The organism is Vicinamibacterales bacterium (assembly GCA_041659285.1).
GTDB lineage: Bacteria > Acidobacteriota > Vicinamibacteria > Vicinamibacterales > UBA2999 > 12-FULL-67-14b.
Genome location: JBAZYO010000004.1, coordinates 121,039 through 143,398 on the forward strand (window position 1 = coordinate 121,039; position 22,360 = coordinate 143,398).

The following is a 22,360-nucleotide window of genomic DNA, read 5'->3' on the forward strand; positions in this document are numbered from 1 at the left end:
ATTATATGTGATCAGCTATGGTACGATCGCGATCGGACAGGCCATGACCATCAAGTTGAACGGCGATCCCCACGAGATACCGCAGCCGCTGAGCGTGTCGGCGCTGCTCACCCAACTCGACATCGACGCGCGCCGCGTCGCCGTGGAGCTCAACCTTGCCGTGGTCAAGAAGGCGGCCTACGATTCGTCGGTCATCAAGGACGGCGACGAGGTTGAAATCGTGAATTTCGTGGGTGGCGGCTAATGACTGATTCGCTGGTAATCGCGGGCCGCACCTTCGCCTCCCGCCTGATCGTAGGCACCGGCAAGTACCCGTCGCACGCCATCATGAAGGCCGCGCACGAGGCCTCGGGCGCCGACATGGTGACGGTGGCGGTGCGCCGCGTCGACATCTCGCGCAAGACCGAATCGCTGCTCGACTACATCGACACTGCGAAGATCTTCCTGCTCCCCAACACCGCGGCCTGCTACACCGCGGCCGACGCGATCCGGACCGCGCACCTCGGGCGCGAGGCCGGGATGTCGAACTGGGTGAAACTCGAAGTGATTGGCGACGAGCAGACGCTGTTCCCCGACAACGAAGGGCTGCTCGAGGCCACGCGCGTGCTGGTGAAGGACGGCTTCATCGTGCTGCCCTACACCAACGACGACCCGGTGATGTGCCGCAAGCTGGCCGAGGCGGGCGCGGCGGCGGTGATGCCGCTCGGCGCGCCGATCGGCTCGGGACTCGGGATTCAGAACCCGAATAACATCCGCATCATCCGCGAGCAGGCCAAGGTGCCGGTGATCGTGGATGCCGGCGTGGGCACCGCGTCCGACGCCGCGGTGGCGATGGAGCTGGGCGCCGACGGCGTGCTGATGAACACAGCAATTGCCGGCGCGACCGACCCGGTCATGATGGCGAGGGCGATGCGGTTGGCGGTCGAGGCCGGCCGGCTGGCCTACCTGGCGGGCCGCATCCCCAGGAAGTCGTACGCGACCGCGAGCAGCCCGCTGCAGGGCGTCATCGGATCCTGATGCGCAACGCCTGGCCCCGCCTCGCGATCCTTGCGCTGTACGGGGCCGCCAGCTACGCCTTCTGCTCGCCACTCTTCGCCCAGCCCACCGCGCTCGGCGTCTTCGATTGGGATCAGCATCTCTTCTACTACGGCGCCGTGCTGAAGAACGTCGTCGAGTACGGCCAGATGCCGTTCTGGAATCCCTGGTATTGCGGCGGCAACGTGCTGTGGCAGAACCCGCAGATCGCGTTGCTCAGTCCGGTGTATCCGCTGACCGCCTTCATGCCGATGGCGCTGGCGATGAAGACCAACATCCTGCTGCATTACTGGCTGGGCTTCATCGGCATGCACCTGCTGCTGGCGCGCACCGTCGGCCTGCGATCGCGGCCCCTGGTGTTCTTCCTGGCCACCCTGTTCACCGCGTCGGGCGCACCGGCGATCCACCTGCTGGCTGGCCACAGCGTGTTTCTTCCGGCCTTCTACCTGCCGTTCGTGCTGTATTTCTTCCTCCAATCGCTGAAGACCGGACGGCCGCATGGCGCGCTGCTCGGCGGCGTGCCGATGGCGATGATGGTCTACAACGGCGGCACGCATGTCCTGCCGATGGCCGTGGCCGCGGTCGTGCTGCTCTCGGTGGTGTCGGCGGCCGTGCGCCGGCAATGGCGGCCGCTGCTTCTCGGAGCGGCCTGCTGCGTCGCCGGCCTCAGCTACTCCGCCCCCAAGCTGCTGCCCGTCGTGTCGTTCGTCACCAGCGAGCAGTTCTGGGACACGCGGCCGCCGATCGAACATCCCGATCGAATGACGCTTGAAATGGTCGAGCGCGCCTACCTGGACCCGAATCAGATGAAGGGCACCAGGATTCCTGGGCAACGCCACGGCTGGCACGAGTACGGCAACTACATCGGCGAATTCGCCGCGCTCCTGATGGTGGTCAGCCTGGCCTGGACATTCGGCGCGCGCGGCACTCCCGGCTACTGGCTGGGGCTTGGTTTCGCGGTCGCGACCGCGGCGTTCTTCGTGTGGTCACTCGGGGAATTCAGCCGCTTCGCGCCCGCATCCCTGGCCCACTACGTGCCGTTGTTCTCGAGCTTCCGCATTCCGAGCCGGTACGGCATCGCCTTCGTCTTGTGTGCGGCCCTGACGGTTGGCTGGGCCGCGCGCACGATGGGGATTGACGCGATCACGGGCCGGGCCCGCACGTTCCTCGCCCTGGCCTGCATCCTGGCGGCGATGCAACTCATCGCCAGGAATCGCGTGCTGTTCGAGAACGTGTTCTCCGAGGCGCCGCTGGCGGTTTCGTTCAAGCCGATGGGCGGCCCCACCGAGCTGCGCACGGACGCCGAGTCCAATGCGTATCGGGGCGGGTCGCCGATGTTCACGGCCCTGATGAACGACCGCTCGTTCTACCACTGCTACGAGTCATTGCAGTTGCAGCACACTGCCACCGCCGAGCACCCGCTGGTGTTCTCCGACGGCAAGGCGACGGTCATGGCGACGACGTTCTCGCCAAATCGCATTGAGTTCACGGTGGCCGGCGGCAGCGAGCCGGCACGCATCTCGCTGAACCAGAACTACGCCCAGGGCTGGAGCAGTAGTGCGGGCGACTTCACGCCGACCGCGGCGGCCATGCCGGGCGTGACGCTGACGCCGGGACAGAGCGGCCGGTTCGCGTTCGTCTTCGTGCCGCCGGGCCTGTGGGCGGGCGTCGGCATCCTCGCCGTCGCCCTGGCTCTCACGGCCTTCCTGCTGCGCGGGCCCTACGCGACGCGCGTGTAGTCCGGCCAGCCGGCGTCCTTGCCGGAGATCACTGCGGGCGCAAACGGCCAGGCGATCGCGAACGCCGGATCGTCCCACCGCACGCCCGATTCGGCCTTCGGCTCCCACGGCGTCGAGGCATGGTAGTACGCCTCCACGTCATCGGTCAGCGTCAGGTAACCGTGAGCGATGCCTTCGGGCATGTAGAGCATGCGATGGTTGTCGGCGCTCAGTTCCACCGCTTCCCACTGGCAATAGGCCGGGGACTCGGGGCGCAGGTCGACAATCACGTCGAGCAGGGCGCCGCGGGTGCAGCGGATGATCTTGGCCTGGGCGTGCGGCGCCTTCTGGAAATGCATGCCGCGCAGCGTCCCGCGCTTGTGGTTGAAGGCGAGGTTGCACTGCGCGAGCGCCGGCTCAATCCCGCGCTTGCGGAACTCGTCGGGCAGCCACGTCATCGCGAAGAACCCGCGGTCGTCGTGGATCGCCGTGATGTCGATGATCCAGGCGCCGGGGACGCGTGATTCGGTGAACTTCATTCACATTCCGGCGGCACTGAAGTGCCGCCCTCCTGGCCCTACAGGCGGAAGATCTTCGGTCCAGCCACGCCCTTGAGCGCGTTCCGTGTGTCCACCAGCAGTGGGAAGTTCTGGACCATCTTCGCGTAGTCGAACACCTTGTGGTCGGTGATGATCACGCCGCAGTCGACGCCGACGTGCGCGGTCGCCTCGTCCACGCTCTGGAGGTCGAGCGAGGCATGCTTGAAGGCCGGGACGTAGGGGTCGGTGTAGCTGACCGTGGCTCCCCGGTGCGCCAACAGCTCGAGCACCTCGAGCGCCGGCGACTCGCGCAGGTCGTTGACGTCGCGCTTGTAGGCGACGCCGATAATGTGCACGTGCGAGCCGTTGAGTGACTTCTTCGTCGAGTTCAGCGCGTCGATAATCCGTTGCACGACGAACTCGGGCATGGCGCCGTTGACGCTGCCGGCCAGCTCGATGAACCGCGCCTCGAAGTTGTACTGGCGCGCCTTCCACGACAGGTAGAACGGGTCGATCGGAATGCAGTGGCCGCCCAGGCCGGGACCGGGGTAGAACGGCATGAAGCCGAACGGCTTGGTCTTGGCCGCGTCAATTACTTCCCACACGTCCAGGCCCATGCGGTGGCACATCAGCGCCAGCTCGTTGACGAGGCCGATGTTGACGGCGCGGAAGGTGTTCTCGAGCAGCTTGACCATTTCGGCCACGCTCGGCGAACTCACCGGCACCACCTTGTCCATGACCTGCTCGTAGAACGCGACCGCGGCCCTGGTGCTGTCTTCGTTGATGCCGCCGACCACCTTCGGGATGTTCTTGGTCTGGTACTGCGGATTGCCCGGGTCAACGCGCTCGGGTGAGAACGCCAGGTAGAAGTCCACGCCGGGCTTGAAGCCCTTGGCCGCCAGCGACGGCTGCACCACTTCCACGGTGGTGCCGGGATAGGTCGTGGACTCGAGGATGATGAGCTGGCCCTTCTTGAGAATGGCGGCCACCGCATCGACCGCCTGCACGACGTAGGTCATGTCGGGGTCTTTGGTCTTGCGCAGCGGCGTCGGCACGCAGATGTCGATGATGTCGGCCGCGGCCAGGGCTTTCGAGTCGGTGGTCGCCTTGAACTTGCCGCTCTTGACCACCTCGGCGAGGTGCTCGGACGACACGTCCGGAATGTAGCTCCGGCCCGCCATCAGCTCGGCGACCTTGTGCGCATCCACGTCGTAGCCGACGACCTGGAACCCGGCGCGGGCAAACTCCACCGCGAGCGGCAGGCCGACGTAGCCCAGCCCGATCACGCCCAGCGTTGCCTGCTTCGACTCGATCTTCTTCAACAATTCCATGAAATTTATCCGCGGTAAAAGGTCCGGACGGCGGTGACGACGGCGGCCTGCTGGGCCTCGGTAAGCTCGGGATAGATCGGGAGCGCCAACGACGTGAGAGCGGCGGCCTCGGCGACCGGGAACGCGCCGGCCTGGTAGCCCAGCCCGGCAAAGCATTCCTGCAGGTGGAAGGGCACCGGGTAGTAGACCTCGTTGCCGATGCCGGCGGCGTCGAGGTGCCCGCGCAGACCATCGCGATTCGGCACGCGAATCACGAACTGGTTGTAGATGTGCGTGCGATCCGGCGCTTCCACCGGCAGCGTGACCTGCGTCAGGCCGGCCTCCGCGAACAGGGCGCGGTAACGCGCGGCGTTGGCGCGGCGCGCGGCGCTCCACCCCGCCAGGTGCGGCAGCTTCACGCGCAGCACCGCGGCCTGCAACGCATCAATGCGGAAGTTGGCGCCCACCATCTGGTGGTAATACTTCGGCTCCATGCCGTGATTGCGAATCAGCCTCAGCCGATGCGCGAGCTCGGCGCTGGTCGTCGTGGCCAGCCCGCCGTCGCCAAAGCCGCCGAGATTCTTGCTCGGGAAGAACGAGAAGCAGCCGATGTCGCCCCAGCTGCCGACGCGCTTGCCGTGATACACGCAGCCGATCGCCTGCGCCGCGTCTTCGATGACCGCAATCTTCCTCGCGGCCGCCGCCGCCAGGATGGGCTCGAGCTCGGCCGACTGGCCGAACAGGTGCACCGGGATGATGGCCCTGGTCCGCGGCGTGATGGCGGCGATGGTCGCCGCCGGGTCGAGGTTGAAGGTGTCGGCCTCGACGTCCACGAGCACGGGCGTCGCGCCCAGCCGGGCCACGGCGCCGGCGGTCGCGAAGAACGAATACGTCGGCGTGATGACCTCGTCGCCCGGGCCGATGTTGATCGCCATCAGCGCCGCGACCAGCGCGTCGGTGCCCGACGACATGCCGATGGCATGCGGCGTCTGCAGGTAGTCCGCCAGCTCGCGTTCCAGGCCCTCGACTTCGGGGCCGCCGATGAAGCGCTGGCTGTCGCAGACGCGCGTGACGGTATCGAGCAGGGCCTGCCGGAGCGGGGCGTATTGTGCGTGGAGGTCGAGGAGCGGAACAGTCACAAACACCTAATGTTACATGCCGATGCTGGGTCGACGCAACCAGCGGCGGCGGGAGGAAAGCGCACCCGCCGGCCATGGCAGAATGTCGCCATGGTGGATGTGGATGTGGCCGTCATCGGCGGTGGCGTCACCGGACTGGCGTCGGCACTGGCGCTGGCCAGGCGGGGCGCCTCGGTGTGCCTGCTCGAACGCGAGCCGCGGCCCGGCCGCGCGACCAGCACCCACAACAGCGGGGTGATTCATGCCGGCCTCTACTACCCGACCGGCTCCCTGAAGGCGCAGTTGTGCATCGAGGGCCGCGACCGGCTCTACGAGTTCTGCCCGGCGCACCAGGTGCCGCACGCCCGGTGCGGCAAGCTGGTGGTGGCCGCCGACGAGCACGACGTCGAGGCGCTGGCGACGCTCTTCGCGAAGGCCCGCGCCAACGGCCTCGCCTCCGTCATCGAAGTGGACCCGGCCTTTGTTCACGCCAGGGAACCCAACGTCCGCGCGGTGGCGGCGCTGTGGTCACCCGACACCGGCATTGTCGAAGCGGAAGCCCTGGTAAAGGCCCTCGAGCACCTCTGCCGGGATCACGATGTCGCCGTGGTGGTGGGCGCGCCGCTGATCGGCGCCGAGCCGCATGCCGGCGGCATCGAACTGGTCACGCCGCACGAACGCTTCGTGGCGCGCACGGTGGTCAACGCCGCCGGGCTCTATGCCGACGTGGTGTCGGCGCAGCTGGGCGCGCAGGCGTTCACCATCTACCCGTGCCGCGGTGAGTACGCCGAGCTGGCGCCGGCGCGCCGCGCCATGGTCAACGGCCTGGTCTATCCCCCGCCGCACGCCTCGGGCGCCGGCCTGGGCGTGCACCTGGCCAAGACCACCTGGGGCAGCGTGACACTCGGGCCGACGATCCACTACCAGGATTCGAAAGACGACTACGAAGGCGGCCGCCTGGGGTTGGAGGCGTTCGTGGAGCCCGCGCAGCGGCTGCTGCCCTGGGTGACGCTGAAGGACCTGCAGCCGGGCGGCAGCGGCATTCGCGCCAAGCTGCACGGGCCCGACAAGAAGTTCGCGGACTTCCTGATCGAGCGGGACACGGTGAACCCGCGGGTGATCCAGGCGGCGGGCATCGATTCGCCGGGGCTCACCTCGTGCCTGGCCGTAGGTGAACGCGTGGCGGAGATTTGGGGAAAGTCCGGCTAAAGCCGGACGCCACATTGCGGGATGGTAGTGTCCGGCTTTAGCCGGACCCATCCGATCGGTCGGACCTACGCGATCAGCTGGCCCGACTGGATGCGGGCGATGTCCGCATCCACCATCATCGTCACGAGCTGCTTGAAGCTCACGGTCGGTTCCCAGCCCAGTTCCCGCTTCGCCTTGCTCGGGTCGCCGATGAGGTGATCGACTTCCGCCGGCCGGAGGTAGCGCGGATCGATGCCGACGTGCTTCTCCCAGTCGAGCCCGGCGTGCGCGAACGCCAGCTCCACGAACTCCTGCACCGAATGCGCCTCGCCCGTGGCAATGACGAAGTCGTCCGGCGTGTCCTGCTGCAGCATGAGCCACATGGCGCGGACGTAATCGCCCGAGAAGCCCCAGTCGCGGCAGGCGTCGCGGTTGCCGAGCATCAGCTTGTCGGTCAAGCCCAGCTTGATGCGCGCCACGCCGTCGGTGATCTTGCGGGTGACGAACTCGATGCCGCGCCGCGGCGACTCGTGGTTGAAGAGGATCCCCGAGCACGCATACAGGTCGTAGCTCTCGCGGTAGTTCACGGTGATGTAGTGGCCGAACACCTTGGTCACGCCGTAGGGGCTGCGCGGGTAGAACGGCGTCATCTCGGTCTGCGGCACTTCGCGCACGCGGCCGTACATCTCGCTCGATGAGGCCTGGTAGAAGCGGATCTTGGAGTTGACGCTGCGGACCGCCTCGAGGGCACGGGTCACGCCCTGGGCGTTGTATTCGCCGGTCAGCATCGGCTGGTCCCACGACGCCGGCACGAACGACATCGCGCCCAGGTTGTAGAACTCGTCGGGCTGCGAGCGTTGCACGGCCTTGATCAGCGACAACTGATCGAGGAGGTCGCCCTGCAGCAGCGTGATGCGCTCCAGGATGTGCTGAATGCGCCACATGTTGGGCGCGCTCAGGCGGCGGACGACGCCGAAGACCTCGTAACCCTTGTCGAGCAGCAGTTCCGCCAGGTACGAACCATCCTGACCGGTGATGCCGGTGATCAGCGCACGCTTCTTGTCAGCCACAATCACCAATTATGCCACGGAGCGGTTCATCACCGCGCGCCAGGTCAACTGCCGTCCCGGCGCGCCGGCGGCGGCCGGCCAGACCCGGCTCATGACGGCACCGACGATCAGGGTCGCGGCCAGGCCGAACGTGGAGGGCCAGAGAAATCCGATCGGCGTGTGGTAGGCCACGTAGTACGACGCCAACGCGCCGGCCAGCCCGCCGGCCAGTACCGCCTCGCTGCTCGCGCGCGCGCTGAACATCGCCAGGATGTAGATGCCAAACAGCGGCCCGGTGAACGCGTTGATCAGCTTGTTGGCAATCTCCAGGAGCGACCCGAGCCGCGACACGTTGATCGCCATCAGCGTGCCGACCGTCCCGAAGAACACGGTGAACAGGCGCGACACCCGCAGCTGGATGCGCTCCTCGGCCGGCGTGTGCTGTCCGCGGTGAATCTCCCGCCCCAGCCAGACGCGGTTGTACAAGTCCACGACCGCCACCGAGCTGCAGGAGTTGATCGCGGAGTTGAGGCTGGACATCGAGGCCGCCGCGATCGCGGCAATCACCAGCCCGACGGCGCCGGGAGGAAACGCCAGGGACATGAAATACGGCAGCAGCTTGTCGGTCTGGAACTCCGCCGGCAGGTCGTGGGTCTTGAAATAGGCGAACAGCGCGAGGCCGACGAACGACAGCCCAATCATCCACAGCGCGTCGCCGGCGGCATTGACCACGAAGGCGTGGCGCGCTTCCTGGATAGTGCGGGTCGTCTGCAGGCGCTGCACCATCACCTGATCGCTCGTGTACTGCGCCGCGCGGCCGACCACCAGCGCCACCATCAGCGCGACCAGCGTCATCGGCTGCGTGAAGAAACTGCCGATCTGATCGACCGCGGTCACCGCGGCGGGGTCGGTGAGCGGCACCCACAGCTCGAGCTTGCCGGCCGCGGCGGCGGCGTTCCAGATCGTCAGCAGGCCGCCGTCAACGCTGGTCCAGACGATGCCGACCGTCGCGGCCAGCCCGCCGAACATCACGCAGAACTGCACCACGTCGGTCCAGATCACGCCCTGGATGCCGCCCAGCATGGTCGTGATGGTGACCACGGCGCCAATGATCACGGTCATCGTGTTCATGTTGACCTGCCCGCCGGTCACCGCGTTGATGGCCAGGCTCGGCACGTACATCGCGGTGGCCATCCAGCCGAGCCGCCAGACGATGAAGATGCTCGCCGCGAGGGTCCGCACGCGCACGTCGAAGCGCGCCTCCAGGTACTCGTAGACGGTGTAGAAGTCGAGCCGGTGGTAGAACGGGAAGACGATCCGCGACACCCAGGGATAGAGCGCCACCCACGAGAAGATGCCGAGCACCAGCACGGCCCCGTAGCGGATCGTGGACGACGGCTGCATCAGGTAGTCCATGCCGCTGTTGAGCGCCGCCATCAGCGACAGGCCGACCGGCAGCCAGCCCATGCTGCGATCCGCGAGCAGGTAGCGGTCGAGCGTGGTCTGGCGCCGCGAGAAGTAGAAGCCCATGTACGCCATCAGCACGAGGTACAGGGCCACGACCACCCAATCCGCAAAATGAAAAGACGACTCGATGGTCACATCTCAGCTCCAGGAGGCGAACCACGGCCTGGTGACCCGCTCGAGGGTTACGGCCGCATACGGCAACAGCATGACGTAGATTGGCAGGATTAGCCGGGCGTGCGACGGAAAGATCAGCACCACGGCAGCAAACAGGCTGGCGCTGACCGCGAGGGGCAGCAGCCGCGCGGCCCACGCCTCCGCATCGCGCAGGCCGATGATCACGCCGGCGAGCGCCGCGATCCACGTGACCATCAGCGCCACCGAGACGCCGGCGCCCGTGACGAGCGGCTCGAAGAACCCGAGCGCGTACAACGCCTTGCGCCCGAGATTGCGGGCGAACTCGCGCGGTTCGTGGCGGGCGAACTCCACGGCGATTCGCGTACGGTCGTCGCGGGCAAACCACTCGTAAAACCGATGCTCGGTCACGGCGTGGACCGGCACGGAGCCGGGCGGCGTGTTCCCCAAGTACAGGTTGACGGCGAAACTCGTGGTCAGCGGCACGAACGTCCCCGACGCGACCCAGTTGCGGACCGTCGCCATGGAGACCACCGCACCCGCGGTCACGATCATGAGCGCCACCGGCTGCCACGGATGGCGAAGGCGCCGCCGCGCCGCTGCCAGCAACAGGGGCACGATCGCCAACGCGAGAACGACCGTTGAGCGGCTCAGTACGGCCAGGCCGCCGGCGAGGCCGGCAATCACCCCCGCCCGCAGGCCCGGTGACGCCGCGACCGCCACCACCGCGCATGTCCATGCCGCGATCAGTGGAACGAACACCGTTTCCGTCCACAACCGGCGCGCCCACGGCTCCACGCTCAGTTGATCCACGACCAGGTACAAGAACACCAGTGCCACGGCGAGGCTGCATCGCGCCGTTCGCGCGCCAAACAGCCGATCGCTCAACCACCAGACGCAGATGAGCGTCGCAAACAGCAGCAGGCGCTGCACAAACACGACGCCGAAGAGATCTTCGCCGAAGAGTCCGTGCATCAACGCCAGCACGTAGCTGTAAAGCGGCTGGTAGTAGAACGCCTCCGCGTGCCCGGCCGTCCCGCCCATCAGCATGAGGGGGCCGTTCAGGACAATGTCGCGCGCCTGCGTTTCATAGGTCAGCGGATCGTCGCCACCCAGCTGGATCACCACGCGGCCGGCGAACGGCCACGCGTACCACAGGGCTTCGCCGACCGCGGCGAACCACCCGAGCGCCAGGACGGCGTGCCGTGCCGGGATCGACACCACCAGGTGACGGGCGCGGCGCACGCACAGGCCCGTGAGCAGCAACAGCAGCGCGGCATCCCCGGTGACGCTCAGCACGCGGGCCGCTCGATCGACGCGCATCGCCAGCCGGGTGATCGGCGCGGCGAAGACCGGCACCTGCCCCAACGGCGCGTCCTGCCCGGCGGTCACCATCCCGGCTTCAAAATCGCGGGCCGCGCCTTGCTGACCGGCAACCCGAACCTCGAGCCGGCGCCACCCCTTCGGATAGAACGCCGCTGCCGACACGCTGCCGGCCCCCGGATTGAGTCTCAGCACCGAACTGCCGTCAAGCAGGAGCTCGGCCGCCACCGCCGAGCCTGTCAAATAGAAGGCCTGTTCCCGTTCACCGTCTTCGACCAGGACGAAACCCTGCCACGCCACCGAGAACGGGAGCGAGCGCCGGTCGGGGTCGCCGCGCTGGTAGAAGTTGAAGCGCGTGAAGTCGTTGAAGAAATGCAGCGGCAGGTCCGGCCGGCCAGGCCCGCCGAACGCGAGCAGGGCATCCGTGCGCGTGAGCGTGGAATTCCGGAAGTGCAGGGCGCTCTCATGCGGCGGCGCGAAGGCGGCGTTGGCGTAGTACGTGGCCGCGAACCCGTGCGGCACGATCAGGAACAGGGCCGCCAGCTTGATTGCGACTGCCACAGCTGCCACGCGCGTGCCCGGCAGCAGCTTGAACGCGCCCAGCCACCACACGCCCGCCAGGGCGGCCGCTTCGAGCGGGGCCAGGGGCAGACCGTCGCAGAATCCCCACCCCGCCACCGGCACGACGAGATAGATCGTCCACCACAGCGCGCTCAACACCGGCGTTATGATATGCGAGCGCACGTGACATTCCTGCTTGCGAGTTCTGGCGTGGGCCTGCTGTTGGCCACCGCGTACGCCGCATCCCCGCTCTCCGCCTGGATGCTGCTGGCCGCGCCGCTCCTCATCGTCGTGCTCAGCCGCGGACTGCCGGCCGCGGAGCGACGGGCGTTGATCCTGATCCTCGCGGTGGCCTTCAGCGCGAGAGCGGCGTTTGTCGCCGCCATGTTCCTCGCTGACATACCCCACCTCAATGACCTGAGCATCGGCGGACTGGCGGGCGACGAGGCCTACTATTTGTCGAGAGCGATCCGCGGCCGCGACATCCTGCTCGGTTTCTCGCACGGCAACTACGACTACTTCGTGGCCACTGACGAGTACGGCCGCACCAGTTACCTCAGCCTCCTCACCTGGCTGCAGGTGGTGTTCGGGCCGACGCCTTACAGTATGAGACTGCTCAACGCCGCCCTGTTCGTGGCCGGGGCCGGGATGCTCTACCGTGTGGTCCGCGGCGCCTTTGGATCGGGCGCGGCCCTGCTCGGCCTAGTGGCCTTGCTGTTCTTGCCGTCCCTGTTCGTCTCGTCGGTCTCGCTGCTCAAGGAGCCGCTCTATTTCCTGGTCTCCAGTACCCTGCTCTGCAGCGTCATCCAGATGATCCGACGCCCGAATCTGCGAGAGCGCATCGGCCTGATCGTGCTCGCCGGGGCCGCCCTCTGGTTGCTGGACGACCTGCGGCGGGGCGCGCTGGTGCTCGCCGGCGCCGGGCTGGCCGCCGGCGTCCTGGTGCGCATCACGTTCATAGCCCGATGGCGGTTGGCGACAATGGCGGTGATCGCCGGACTCGCCCTCGCCGTCGTGCTGGCGCAACCCGCGCTGCGGGCACGCGGCGTCGATGCGATCGAGTCCACCGCACGCACGCACGCCGGCCACGTCTTCACCGTGGGACACGCGTATAAGCTCATGGACGAGGGCTTCTACATCACCCCGCAGAGCCCGTCGGATTGGGACCTGGCACTGACCGAACCACAGGCCGCCCGCTTCGTGGTCAGGGCGATGGCGTCATTCCTGCTGACACCGCTGCCATGGGAGGTGCGGACGATCAGCGAGCTGGCGTTCCTGCCTGAGCACATGGCGTGGTACGCCCTGCTGGCGTTGTTGCCGCTCGGCATCGTGACCGGCTGGCGGCGGGACCCGCTCACCACCAGCATGCTGATCGGTTACGCGCTGCCGACGGCGGCGGTGGTGGCCTTGACGAACGGCAACGTCGGCACGCTCCTGCGTCTGCGGGGATTGGTGACGCCATTCCTGCTGTGGATCGGCGTGCTGGGTATGATTGCGATCCTGGAGGCACTCACGACACCGGCCGGCCCCGTGCCGGATGGCGATGTGCGAGCGTCACAGAAAGGGGCGGTAGCGTGAGCGTGATCGACAACCGCGGCCGGCTGTTCGGCCGGTTCAACATCGTTGACGCGGCGGCGCTTGCCGTTCTCGCGTTCCTGCTTCCGCTGGGCTACGGCACGTACCTGTTGTTCCGGCCGGCGACGCCCCGCATCGACAGCGTCGAACCGGCGGAGATTTCGCGGCAGGAACGGCGGCTGGGCGTCGGCGGCGTGATCACGGCAAAGTTCAAGGTCAAGGGAACCGGCTTCAATCCGATGTTGCGCGCCTGGATCGATGGCACACAGGCACTCGCGTTCTCCTTCGAGAACCCAAACTCGGCGGACGTGCTCGTCGGCTCGGTGTCGCCGGGCGCACACGACTTGATCCTGTTCGACGGAGTGCAGGAAGTGGCGCGCGCCCGAGGCGCGATCGCGGTCCAGATCGGCGAGGCGACCTTCATTCGGGCCTCGGGTTTCCTGACCAACCTGGATGCCGACCTGGTCAAAGCACTAACGGTCGGCGCCGCCTTTCCGCAGCCCGTGCCCGCCTTCGAAATCCTGGGGCTCGGTCCCCTGCAACCCGGGCGTGACCGCGTGCACCTGGCGGGCAGCTACGTGGACCGGCCGGTGCCCGGCCAGCAGGAGCGGGCGGCGCTGCTCACCCTCCGTTGCGACCCCTCGCGCGAGGACAACCCGTGCGCGCTCGGGAACCGGCCGGAGGGCCTCCGCACTCCGATGGTGCTCTCGCTGCCCGGACCAGTCCGGTACTTCAATTTCGCCGTCTACGAGCTGCTCCCCACCACCCCCGCGCGGAGAGCGCGAGTCGCAGTGCGCCTGGTTGCGGAGTCGCCTGCGGGACTGGTCCGCGCGGGCGACAAGGACGCGTTCCTCGACACGCGCGCCGCCACCGTGGTGGAACCCGGGGCCACGATCGTCCTGGACATGGGCGTGGATGATTCGCGCGAAGGCTGGCTCTATCGAGGTCAGTTGATCAAGCCGGGAGCGCCGTTCGCCCTCACCACCGACCGCTATCGTGTGTCCGGATACGTGCAGAGCGTCACGCTCACCGAGGGCGCCCGGACGGAGACGCCGTGAACGACAGGCTGCTCGCAATTGCCGGAGAGAGTCTGCTGTGGCGGGCCATCGCGGCGTCGTTACAGGCCGTGAGCGCCGCGTGGGCCGCGTCCCGCCCCGGCCAGGCGGTAGCGCGTGGGACCACCGCATGGGAAACACGAACACCAGCCGAACGGCTTCGCTTTGGCGGCGCGGCGGTCGCGTGGGCCCTCCTGTGGCTGCTGGCCGGCCAATGGTGGCTGCCGGCCTATGTTGGCAGCGGGTTGCCGAAGATATGGTTCGCGGCCGCCGCGGTATTCGCGGCGCTGTTGTCGCTGGCCGCCGATCCGATCGCGTCCGGGTGGGGAGATTCGCGGCTCGCGAGAATGGCGCGATCGATTCGCCAGGCGACCGGCGGGCCGCGCTAATCCCGCAGTTCAGGATTCCGGGATTAGATCAGCCCGCTGTAATTGATCGCGGCGTCCTGCACCCAGATCAGCCACCACGCGATCCATTTGGCGAGCGGCACGCCGGTGCGTGGCCGCGCCAGCCACGCATCATCGAGGTGATTCCGGTCCAGCAACAACACCCGGGAGGGATCCAGCTCAATCGCCTGGGCCGGCGCCGCGCTGTCGAACGCGAATGTCTTGGACGCCGCGCGGCCGTCCCAACGCACGGACACCGACTGGCCGTCAGCAAAGGTCACGCGCAGTTCCAGGGCGTCGCCCGATCCGTACGCGCCGGTTGGCGGGGTGTCGGTGCCGCTGAATGCGGCGGTGCCGCGGTTGATCACCTCCACTTCGGTGCGCCGGCACGGGCCCGCGTCACACGCGCGAGTGGACACCGCGCCCAACGCGTAGATGAAATGGCGCGTGGGATCCAGGGCAGGCGCCAGGAACCACGACAGCGGATAGCCGGTCGCGGCCGACAGGATCCGCCCGGCCTCGGCCGTCGTCATGGCGCCAGACACGGCACGCGTGCCAAGCGTGGCGAGCGCGCCTTCGAGCGCCGGCCACCCGACCAATCGTTCCAGGGTGCCGAACGCGAGCGCGGCGCGCACCGTCATCGGATCGGCATCGGCGGGAATCCGCCGGGGCCGGCCGGGCCATCGACCGGCACTCGTGCCATCGAGGAATTCCGCGCGACCGAGTCCCGCCGTCCAGCGTCCAAGCGCGAGCGAGGGAATCGACCACGCAATGGCGCCGCCGAAATAGCGGACCGCATCGGCACTGTGGGCCGGTCGCTGAAAGGTCAGCTCGTATAGCTCGGGCACAACGCGGCTCTGGAGGTACCACGCCAAGCCGTCCGCCATCGGCTGTGACTGCCGGCCTGCCGCCCAACCCGGCCACCACCGGCGCGCGATTTCGAACGCGACCAGCGATTCGACTTCCATGGCTGGCGGCGGCGCGATCCACGGGAGGCTGACCGTGATCCTCGGTTTCTCGCCGTCCGGCCCGGCACCGGTGGAACCATCGTCAATGTGGAAGGTCGCGCCGGTACGCGGGCCCAGCCATTCGGAATAGCGGGTAACGGACTGGCGGGCCGCCGCCTCGATGCGCGGCCGATAGTGCTCGTGTTCGGGTGCCAGCGTCACGGACACGGTCGGCACCTCCGGCGGTGCCTGCGCGTGGATCGGAGACAGCGCCGGGCCGGCGCCGATGAAGAGTACGGCGGCAACGACGCCATGACGAACGGCACGGAGCCCCCGGAACATTGGGGTAGTATACCTACCGGTGTCACTCTCGCCGATGCGCATCGCGAACTGCGCAAGCGACCTCCCATCCAACTGACGATGCACACCTCTCTCCTGCAACATTTGCGATGCCCCGATTGCGCCAGCGCGCTCAGCGCGGCGGGCAGCGGCCAGTTGTTGTGCACAGGCTGCGCCCGCCGGTATCCGATTCGCGACGGCGCGCCGAGGTTCACCGACGATTCGTCGGAGACGGCGCAGTACTTCGGCTACATCTGGGGCCTGCAAGCAGGCACGATCAAGCCCCCGGACCGTGTGTATCCCTATCACCTGCAGGTGATGTACGACACGGTCGGCGGACCGCGCCTCGAGGGGCTCATCCTCGATGGCGGCTGCGGCGACGGCGAAGACCTCGCAATGGTCGCGCTCGATCCGAAGTGTGAGGTGGTGGGCGTTGAGTTGAGCAGCGGCGGAGTGGCGACGACCCTGGCCCGCACGCGTGGGATGGCGCGCGCCAGCGTGGTCCAGGCCGACCTGCTGCGCCTGCCGCTCGCCTCCGGCACATTCGACGGCGCCTACTCCTACGGCGTGGTCCACCACACCCCCGATCCGGCCGGCGCCGTGCGCGAGATCGCCCGCACGTTGAAGCCCGGCGCGCCGTTGTTGTTGTATGTGTACGAAGATTTCGCCGATCGCGCCTGGCATTGGCGGCTCGCCCTCGCGCTTGCCAACAGCGGCCGGGCCATCACCACGCGCATGCGCCCGTCGCACCTGATGCGCCTGTGCCGGATGCTGTCGCCAGTGGTCTACGTGCTCTGCACGCTGCCGGCGAGGCACTTCTCGTGGGCTGCCCGGTTCCCCTACCGCCATGGCCCGCATGCGTTTGGCATGGTGGGCGACTTGTACGATCGACTGTCGGCGCCGATCGAAGAGCGTTACTCCCGCGACGGCGCCGCGCAACTCGCCGCCGGTGCAGGCCTCACCGTGGTCCGTGTCGGGCAGCAACGCGGTTGGGTCGTGCGGGCTGTCAAACCAACGGCTGTAAGCTAGGACCCGCGTGCCTCTCCGATTCAAACTGGCGGCGCTCGCACTCGGCCTGGTGGCAGCCCTGGCCGGCGCCGAGCTGTTACTCCGGGCCACCGGAATGGGCTTTGGCAATTCGCCCATGGAGCCCGACCCGTTCCTGCACCACGTCCATCCCAGGAACTACCGGTTCGTGCAACAGCATCCGTCCGGCGAGTTGGGTGGATTCGAGATCGAGTACAACGCCGACGGCCGCGTCTTCGCCGGCAGCGGCCGGACGACACCCCAGGCCGCGGGCACGGCCCTGCCCTGCCGGGTGGCGGTGATGGGCGACTCCTTCACCGAGGGCGGCCAGGTGCCCTTCGACCAGACGTTCGCCGGGTTGCTCGAGAAGGCGGCGGGGCCGAAGTGCGAGGTGCGTAACTACGGAGTGCGGTCGTACAGCCCGGCCATCTACCTGGTGCAATGGACCCGGGACGTCCAGCCGTGGAAGCCCGACGTCGTGTTCCTCCTACTGTTCGGCAACGACGTCCGGGAGGACTTCAACTACATGCAGGTCTCGGTTCGCGACGACCGCGGCTTTCCGACCGCCATCCAGGGTCCCCAGGATGGCTGGGTGCTGGCACAACTGCGACGGTCGTACGTGGCCCGGTTCGTCCGCATGGTCACCCTGCGCGCGCAATGGATGTGGGACAACCACGGCCAGGAGCAGTGGACGATTGGCGGCGTGGTCGAAGAGAACCCGGACTGGGGCGGCGAGACGCCGGGCCTGGTCCAGGAGATCGATCGCCGCGTCCGCGCGGCTGGTTCCCGCCTGGTCGTGATGGCCGTGCCGTCACGCTATCGGCTGATGGGCGACGGCAAGATCAACGTGACCGGAGACTTTCACCAGACCGTTCGCGACTTCACGGCCCAACACGGCATCGAGTTCCTCGACCTGTTCGTGCCGTTCGAGCGCGCGTCGAAGGCCGGGATTCCCCTCTTCTTCCTGAAAGACATTCATTTCGCGGCTGATGGCCACCTGCTGACCGCGGCGGTCATCGCGCGAGGCTATTCGAAATACTTCCCAGCGGTGTCATCCCTCACCGGGGCGCCGGTATCGGCCGCATTCGACGGCGTGGCCGGTCAGTTGGCCCCGCCGTGACGAGCCCCTGGGCCAGGCGCGTTCTTGCGGTCTCGGCCGGTACGGTGGCCGGCCTCGTGATCTTCCTGTCCGCCGACTACGCGCTCAGTTCATCGGTCCTCCCCGATCCGACGGCTGACGTCGAATGGGTCCGCGCCGCCGAGCGCCCGTACCTGCGAGGCGACCACGGTTGGTACGAACTCAAGCGCGGCTTCCGCGGCCGCGACTACTGGGGCCGCGACATCTACGACGTCAGGACCGACGAGCATGGGTTCCGCGCCGACGAGGAGCGTCAGGACAAGCCCGGGAAGGCCGGGGTCATCTTCCTCGGCGATTCGTTCACCTACGGCCTGAACGGTCCTTGGGCGCAGACCTTCGCCGGCATGTACGACCGGGCCGTCCCGATGCGCATCGCCAACACCGCGGTGCCATCGTATTCGCCAACGCCTTACCTCTATCGCTATCAGCGGGCCCTGGCGGAGGGCGCCTTGCAGCAGGGGCACACCGTGGTGGTAGCGCTCGACATCAGTGACGTCCACGACGAAGCCGGCGTATGGACCGATGGCGAGACGCACCCGACGAACCTGCGGGCGGTGCCGGCCGATGCCGCGCTGGTTGCGGCGCGGCGACAGGAGGCCGCGGCGTCCCCGCGCGGCCGCATGCGCGATCGCCTGCGGTTCAGCAACGCCGTCTACCAGTACCTCCGCTATTCCCTCCTCGCCATTCCCAATCCCATGGTTTTTGATCAAATGAAGGCGCGGTTCACCTGGGATCGCTGGGATACGCTCGACGCCACGCCGGCGGCGCTCACCGGCTTTCAACCGCTCGGCGTCCGCGCCGGCCTGGACCGCATTGCCACCAAGCTGGATGCCATCGTCGCTCTCGCCCATTCCAACCAGGCGACGGCGCTTGTCCTGATCTACCCGTGGCCGGCGCAACTGCGGTACCCGGACACGTTCAGTTGGAGCGCATTCGTGGAGGAGAGCTGCCGGAAGGCCGGATGTGATGGCGTAATCGATACCATCCCGGCGTTCCGCGACTACGCCCGAGAGAACCCGCGTTGGTACAACAAGCGATTCGTGAAGGGCGACGTGCACTTCAATGCTGAAGGCAACCGCATGATCTTCGACGCGCTCATCCGGCGTCTGCCCCCACCGCCGCCGGACGGCCGCTAAGGCGCGCCGAACACGTCCCGCCGCAGCAGTTGCTCGACGACGAAGACCGAGCCTTTGGGCGAGAGGTGGCCGGCGTCGACGGCGATGAGATCCTGCCAGCCGCCGTCGCCGACCACGGCCCGGCACCCGTCACGGTCGCACAACCCATCGAGCAGGGACACGTGGGTCAGGCCGGCAATCCCCGCGGTGCGCGCCTTCAACATCCGATCGGTCTCGAACACCGCAGGCGCCAGTCCGTAGCTGACGCGCGCATACGAGCGGCCCCAATATTGACTGGCGACCACCTCCGGCAACGACGGCATCCAGATGGGAACCGGCCCGGCGAGCACCACCCGGCCGGCGCCCGTCGCCAGCACCTGGCTCGTCAGCGCGGCCCAGTCGGTCTCGCCGTGCGGCGCCTTCTGCGCAACGATCACGACGGATGGCTTCAGCACGCGCATGCTGGCGATGGCAAAGTCGTTCGCACGGCGGCAACGGCCTTCCGGCACTTGCGGATCCGCGTCGTCGAATGACGGACGGCACAGCGACGTCGTGACCTGCGCCACGCGCGTGCCGCCAGGCGCGGCGGCGCGGAGCCCGGCCGAGAGGGCCTGGGCGTAAGAGTCGCCCCACAGCAGGACCGTGTCGCGAGCGCCGGGTTCGGTGCATGCGGGGTCAATCGATTCGCGGACCTTGCCGGTGGGCCAGTCCATGAAGTCACATTCCTGCCGGTAGGCCGCCGAAATGCCCTGCTTGTGCATGCGGTCGTAGTACTGGACGAACTGGGCGCGGTCCGTGCGGGTGATCGGCCGCGAGAGCCAGCCGTCCGCACGGTCCGTCAGCCAGGCGGCCATCAGGACGGTCACCATCAACCCGCACAGCACGGGGACGACGGCCACGCGGCGCGCACCGAAGCGAACGGGCTTTTCGATGATCTCGAAGGTCAGCCGCGCCAGGACGAGGCTGGCGGCGACCGCGGCGACACGCACCATCACCGATGGCGTCTCGCCGGATGCAATGCGCGCGAACGACAGCAGCGGCCAGTGCCATAGGTACAGGGGATAGCTGATCAGGCCCACCGCCACGAGGGCAGGCCGCGACAGCACGGCACGGTTGAACCACGCGCGCGGTCCCGCGGCGATCAGCAGTAACGCGCCGAGCGAAGGCAAGAGCGCCCACAGCCCCGGAAACAGGCGCGTGCCGTCAAGCAGGACCACGGCTGCGCCGATCATCGCGAACCCGGCCACCGACACCGCGTCGCCGAATCTCCCCACGGGCCAACGCCACTGGCCGTGATTCCATGCCGCCAGGGCCGCCCCGATCAGCAACTCCCAGATTCGCGTGAACGGTGAGTAGAAGGTCCCTACCAGATCGGTCCGCACGCTGTAGACGTTGAAGAGAAACGACGCCCCCAGCAAGACGAAGGTCAGGTGAAGCAGCTTGACGCGCGTTCGCGATGCCGCCACCAGCAGGCACGGCCAGACCAGGTAGAACTGTTCCTCGATGCCGAGCGACCAGAGGTGCTGCAGCGGCTTGAGGTCCGCGGCTGCGTCGAAGTAGCCGGACTCGCTCCGGAGCAGGAAGTTCGACACGAAGGCGACCGCGGCGACGATATGCCGGCTCAGTCGCCGGTAATCGTCCGCGAACAGCAGGAACCAGCCGGCCGCGTAGCACGCAACCAGGACCACCAGCAGCGCCGGGAAGATGCGCTTGATCCGGCGGGCGTAGAAGCGGGAGAACCGGAAGCTGCCGTCGGCAAGCCCGCCCTGGATGATGCCGGTGATCAGGAATCCAGAGATGACAAAGAAGACGTCAACGCCGACGAAGCCGCCGGGCAGCACCGTTGGCCAGGCATGAAATACGACCACCGCCAGCACCGCGATCGCGCGCAGTCCATCGATGTCCGGCCGATAACCGGCGCCAGTCGCGGCGGGGCCGGGCGCGAACGCCGTGCTCACAGCGACGCCCGCGAGGTGATGGCGAAGATCGCAAAGGCGATCCACGCCCAGGCGATGAAGGCGACTATCACCCCGAGCACGCGTCGTTCGCCGGTGCCGAGGCGCAGGAGTGCTGCGCGCGGCGCCATCGCCGCCACCGCCGCCCCAATCAGTAACACCGGATCGAACACGAACGAATAGCGCGGCTTGGAGATCGCGATCAGGCACAACAGCAACGACCCAACGATGGTGGCGACGAAAGGCACACCAAGCTCAGGGCTCTGCCGGCGCAACTGGAAGAGACCGACCACACCGCCGAACAGGACCACGGCCCATTGCGCGTTGACCGCCGACAGCAACGCGAGCGCCGGCAGGGACGTCACGCCGGCGGCGCGCTCGCCGCCGAGCATTTCCAGGACGTCGGTCTTGGGGACCAGGACGCGCGCGAGCCGTCCGAGTGCGCGACGCACGAACGTGCCGGGATGCTCGGCAATCCACGCCCAGGCGAGCCGCTGCAGTTCCGCCGGTGATTGCGTCGGGTAGACCAACTCGCCGCTCCACTGCTGGCGCCGGAACTCGATCTGGCCCGGCGTCGCCCGCGGCGCGAACAGGTTGAGATCCTCGGCGTAGAGATCGCGGTTGCCGATGTAGAAGTTGTAGGCGCTGTTGGTGGAGATGGTGGCCTCGCCGGCGGCCCGCCAGTTGCGGTAGACGTGCGCCGACACAATGGTCAGGGCCACGAGCGCAAAGGCGCCGGCGCGGCGCAGCGCCATCGGGCTTCGCGTCACGACCGCGGCCAGCGGCAGCAGCACGGCCAACGGCAACAGGCTCGGCCGGGTCAGCGCGAGGGTGCCGGCCAGGATGCCCCCGCCGATGAAGGCCCCGGTGCCGGCGCCGGGCCGCGTCAGCAGGACGAGGATGCCGAGCACCTGGAGCAGCGCCGGCGTCTCGGAGGTGACGAACTGCGCGTGGGAGATGGCCGGCAAGTACAGCGCGTAGCCCGCGGTGGCAAGCAACGCGAGCCGGGACGCGCGCGCGGTGTCCGCCGGCCACACGGCCTCGCCGACACGGGCTGCCAGGGTCCGCACCCCGAGAACGCATCCGACATCCATCGCAATCCACGCGAGCCGGAGCGTGCCAACGGAGTCGGTGCCGGACAGGAAGCGGAGGGCGGCGAGCAGCCACCCGGTCATCGGCGGCCAGAACAGGTCCTGGTGGCCGCGCAAGAGCGCGGTGCTGACCTGGAAGTAGCTCTCTTCGTCGGACGCGAAGCGCGTGGATGGGATCACCGACCAGGCAATCAGCCGGACGGCAACGGCCAGTGCGACCGGCCACAGCGGCGTTGTCCGGCGAGGCCCGGGCGCGGAGCGCCCGGCTACACGAGGCCGCCGAGACATTGCGA

At 67.9% G+C, this 22,360-nt stretch carries 19 protein-coding genes; 10 read left to right on the forward strand and 9 right to left on the reverse strand.

All coding sequences use genetic code 11. The features are described 5' to 3' along the window. Window positions 1–43 precede the first annotated feature (43 nt). The 3 genes from thiS to WC815_07645 are packed head-to-tail and all read left to right on the forward strand — an operon-like array spanning window position 44 to window position 2,774. Window positions 44–244 (forward strand): sulfur carrier protein ThiS, encoded by a 201-nt coding sequence (gene thiS, locus WC815_07635; protein ID MFA5908631.1) that lies wholly within the window; start codon window positions 44–46, stop codon window positions 242–244. Next, window positions 244–1,017 (forward strand): thiazole synthase, encoded by a 774-nt coding sequence (locus tag WC815_07640; GenBank protein ID MFA5908632.1) that lies wholly within the window; start codon window positions 244–246, stop codon window positions 1,015–1,017. Before thiS ends, WC815_07640 begins: the two co-directional genes overlap by 1 nt. Continuing rightward, window positions 1,017–2,774 carry a hypothetical protein gene (locus WC815_07645; GenBank protein MFA5908633.1) on the forward strand — a complete coding sequence of 586 codons (1,758 nt, stop codon included), beginning with the start codon at window positions 1,017–1,019 and terminating at the stop codon, window positions 2,772–2,774. The genes WC815_07640 and WC815_07645 overlap by 1 nt, the downstream gene beginning before the upstream one ends. On the opposite strand, the gene rfbC is transcribed toward WC815_07645, so the two are convergent. From rfbC to WC815_07660, 3 genes are read right to left on the reverse strand one after another with little or no spacing between them, the layout of a single operon-like run. Then, entirely contained in the window at window positions 2,756–3,292 is a 537-nt protein-coding gene (gene rfbC, locus WC815_07650; GenBank protein ID MFA5908634.1) for a dTDP-4-dehydrorhamnose 3,5-epimerase, read from the reverse strand. The two genes, WC815_07645 and rfbC, sit on opposite strands and share 19 nt — an antisense overlap. Window positions 3,293–3,330: 38 nt before the next feature. Next, window positions 3,331–4,623: a nucleotide sugar dehydrogenase gene (locus WC815_07655; GenBank protein ID MFA5908635.1), complete on the reverse strand. Its 1,293-nt coding sequence runs from the start codon at window positions 4,621–4,623 to the stop codon at window positions 3,331–3,333. A gap of 5 nt (window positions 4,624–4,628) precedes the next feature. Beyond that, on the reverse strand, window positions 4,629–5,741 hold the full coding sequence (locus tag WC815_07660) for a DegT/DnrJ/EryC1/StrS family aminotransferase (protein MFA5908636.1): 1,113 nt from the start codon (window positions 5,739–5,741) through the stop codon (window positions 4,629–4,631). Between the two features lie 90 nt (window positions 5,742–5,831). Here WC815_07660 and WC815_07665 point away from each other — a divergent pair, with 90 nt between their 5' ends. Further along, the gene (locus WC815_07665) at window positions 5,832–6,929 is read left to right on the forward strand and encodes an FAD-dependent oxidoreductase (protein ID MFA5908637.1); all 1,098 of its coding nucleotides are present in this window, start codon (window positions 5,832–5,834) and stop codon (window positions 6,927–6,929) included. A gap of 65 nt (window positions 6,930–6,994) precedes the next feature. Here the strand turns inward: WC815_07665 and gmd are convergent, their stop codons facing one another. From gmd to WC815_07680, 3 genes are read right to left on the reverse strand one after another with little or no spacing between them, the layout of a single operon-like run. Then, window positions 6,995–7,978, reverse strand: coding sequence for a GDP-mannose 4,6-dehydratase (gene gmd / locus WC815_07670; protein MFA5908638.1), 984 nt, complete (start codon window positions 7,976–7,978; stop codon window positions 6,995–6,997). A gap of 9 nt (window positions 7,979–7,987) precedes the next feature. Next, window positions 7,988–9,517, reverse strand: a complete 1,530-nt coding sequence (locus WC815_07675; protein ID MFA5908639.1) for a sodium/solute symporter — start codon at window positions 9,515–9,517, stop codon at window positions 7,988–7,990. Between the two features lie 45 nt (window positions 9,518–9,562). Beyond that, window positions 9,563–11,599 (reverse strand): glycosyltransferase family 39 protein, encoded by a 2,037-nt coding sequence (locus WC815_07680; protein ID MFA5908640.1) that lies wholly within the window; start codon window positions 11,597–11,599, stop codon window positions 9,563–9,565. Window positions 11,600–11,623: 24 nt separating this feature from the next. Between WC815_07680 and WC815_07685 the strand changes: the two genes are divergently transcribed. The 3 genes from WC815_07685 to WC815_07695 are packed head-to-tail and all read left to right on the forward strand — an operon-like array spanning window position 11,624 to window position 14,459. Continuing rightward, a complete protein-coding gene (locus WC815_07685; GenBank protein ID MFA5908641.1) occupies window positions 11,624–13,018 on the forward strand; it encodes a hypothetical protein in 1,395 nt (464 codons plus the stop codon). Next, window positions 13,015–14,073: a hypothetical protein gene (locus WC815_07690; GenBank protein MFA5908642.1), complete on the forward strand. Its 1,059-nt coding sequence runs from the start codon at window positions 13,015–13,017 to the stop codon at window positions 14,071–14,073. The genes WC815_07685 and WC815_07690 overlap by 4 nt, the downstream gene beginning before the upstream one ends. Then, window positions 14,070–14,459 carry a hypothetical protein gene (locus WC815_07695; GenBank protein MFA5908643.1) on the forward strand — a complete coding sequence of 130 codons (390 nt, stop codon included), beginning with the start codon at window positions 14,070–14,072 and terminating at the stop codon, window positions 14,457–14,459. The genes WC815_07690 and WC815_07695 overlap by 4 nt, the downstream gene beginning before the upstream one ends. Before the next feature lie 23 nt (window positions 14,460–14,482). On the opposite strand, the gene WC815_07700 is transcribed toward WC815_07695, so the two are convergent. Further along, entirely contained in the window at window positions 14,483–15,745 is a 1,263-nt protein-coding gene (locus WC815_07700; GenBank protein MFA5908644.1) for a hypothetical protein, read from the reverse strand. A 102-nt stretch (window positions 15,746–15,847) separates the two neighbouring features. Here WC815_07700 and WC815_07705 point away from each other — a divergent pair, with 102 nt between their 5' ends. The 3 genes from WC815_07705 to WC815_07715 are packed head-to-tail and all read left to right on the forward strand — an operon-like array spanning window position 15,848 to window position 19,042. Beyond that, complete coding sequence (locus WC815_07705; GenBank protein ID MFA5908645.1) at window positions 15,848–16,771, forward strand: methyltransferase domain-containing protein; 924 nt, start codon at window positions 15,848–15,850, stop codon at window positions 16,769–16,771. A 7-nt stretch (window positions 16,772–16,778) separates the two neighbouring features. Continuing rightward, on the forward strand, window positions 16,779–17,888 hold the full coding sequence (locus tag WC815_07710) for a GDSL-type esterase/lipase family protein (GenBank protein ID MFA5908646.1): 1,110 nt from the start codon (window positions 16,779–16,781) through the stop codon (window positions 17,886–17,888). Continuing rightward, window positions 17,885–19,042 (forward strand): SGNH/GDSL hydrolase family protein, encoded by a 1,158-nt coding sequence (locus WC815_07715; protein ID MFA5908647.1) that lies wholly within the window; start codon window positions 17,885–17,887, stop codon window positions 19,040–19,042. The genes WC815_07710 and WC815_07715 overlap by 4 nt, the downstream gene beginning before the upstream one ends. Here the strand turns inward: WC815_07715 and WC815_07720 are convergent. Beyond that, window positions 19,039–21,024 (reverse strand): acyltransferase family protein, encoded by a 1,986-nt coding sequence (locus tag WC815_07720; protein MFA5908648.1) that lies wholly within the window; start codon window positions 21,022–21,024, stop codon window positions 19,039–19,041. The genes WC815_07715 and WC815_07720 overlap by 4 nt on opposite strands. Beyond that, window positions 20,976–22,355, reverse strand: a complete 1,380-nt coding sequence (locus WC815_07725) for a hypothetical protein (protein ID MFA5908649.1) — start codon at window positions 22,353–22,355, stop codon at window positions 20,976–20,978. The genes WC815_07720 and WC815_07725 overlap by 49 nt, the downstream gene beginning before the upstream one ends. Between the last annotated feature and the right edge of the window lie 5 nt (window positions 22,356–22,360).

What these genes read in the sequence shown, in the direction of transcription:
- thiS (MFA5908631.1), top strand. Translation starts at nt 44, where the DNA reads ATGACCATCAAGTTGAACGGCGATCCCCACGAGATACCGCAGCCGCTG.
- WC815_07640 (MFA5908632.1), top strand. Translation starts at nt 244, where the DNA reads ATGACTGATTCGCTGGTAATCGCGGGCCGCACCTTCGCCTCCCGCCTG.
- WC815_07645 (MFA5908633.1), top strand. Translation starts at nt 1,017, where the DNA reads ATGCGCAACGCCTGGCCCCGCCTCGCGATCCTTGCGCTGTACGGGGCC.
- rfbC (MFA5908634.1), bottom strand. Translation starts at nt 3,292, where the DNA reads ATGAAGTTCACCGAATCACGCGTCCCCGGCGCCTGGATCATCGACATC.
- WC815_07655 (MFA5908635.1), bottom strand. Translation starts at nt 4,623, where the DNA reads ATGGAATTGTTGAAGAAGATCGAGTCGAAGCAGGCAACGCTGGGCGTG.
- WC815_07665 (MFA5908637.1), top strand. Translation starts at nt 5,832, where the DNA reads ATGGTGGATGTGGATGTGGCCGTCATCGGCGGTGGCGTCACCGGACTG.
- WC815_07700 (MFA5908644.1), bottom strand. Translation starts at nt 15,745, where the DNA reads ATGTTCCGGGGGCTCCGTGCCGTTCGTCATGGCGTCGTTGCCGCCGTA.
- WC815_07725 (MFA5908649.1), bottom strand. Translation starts at nt 22,355, where the DNA reads ATGTCTCGGCGGCCTCGTGTAGCCGGGCGCTCCGCGCCCGGGCCTCGC.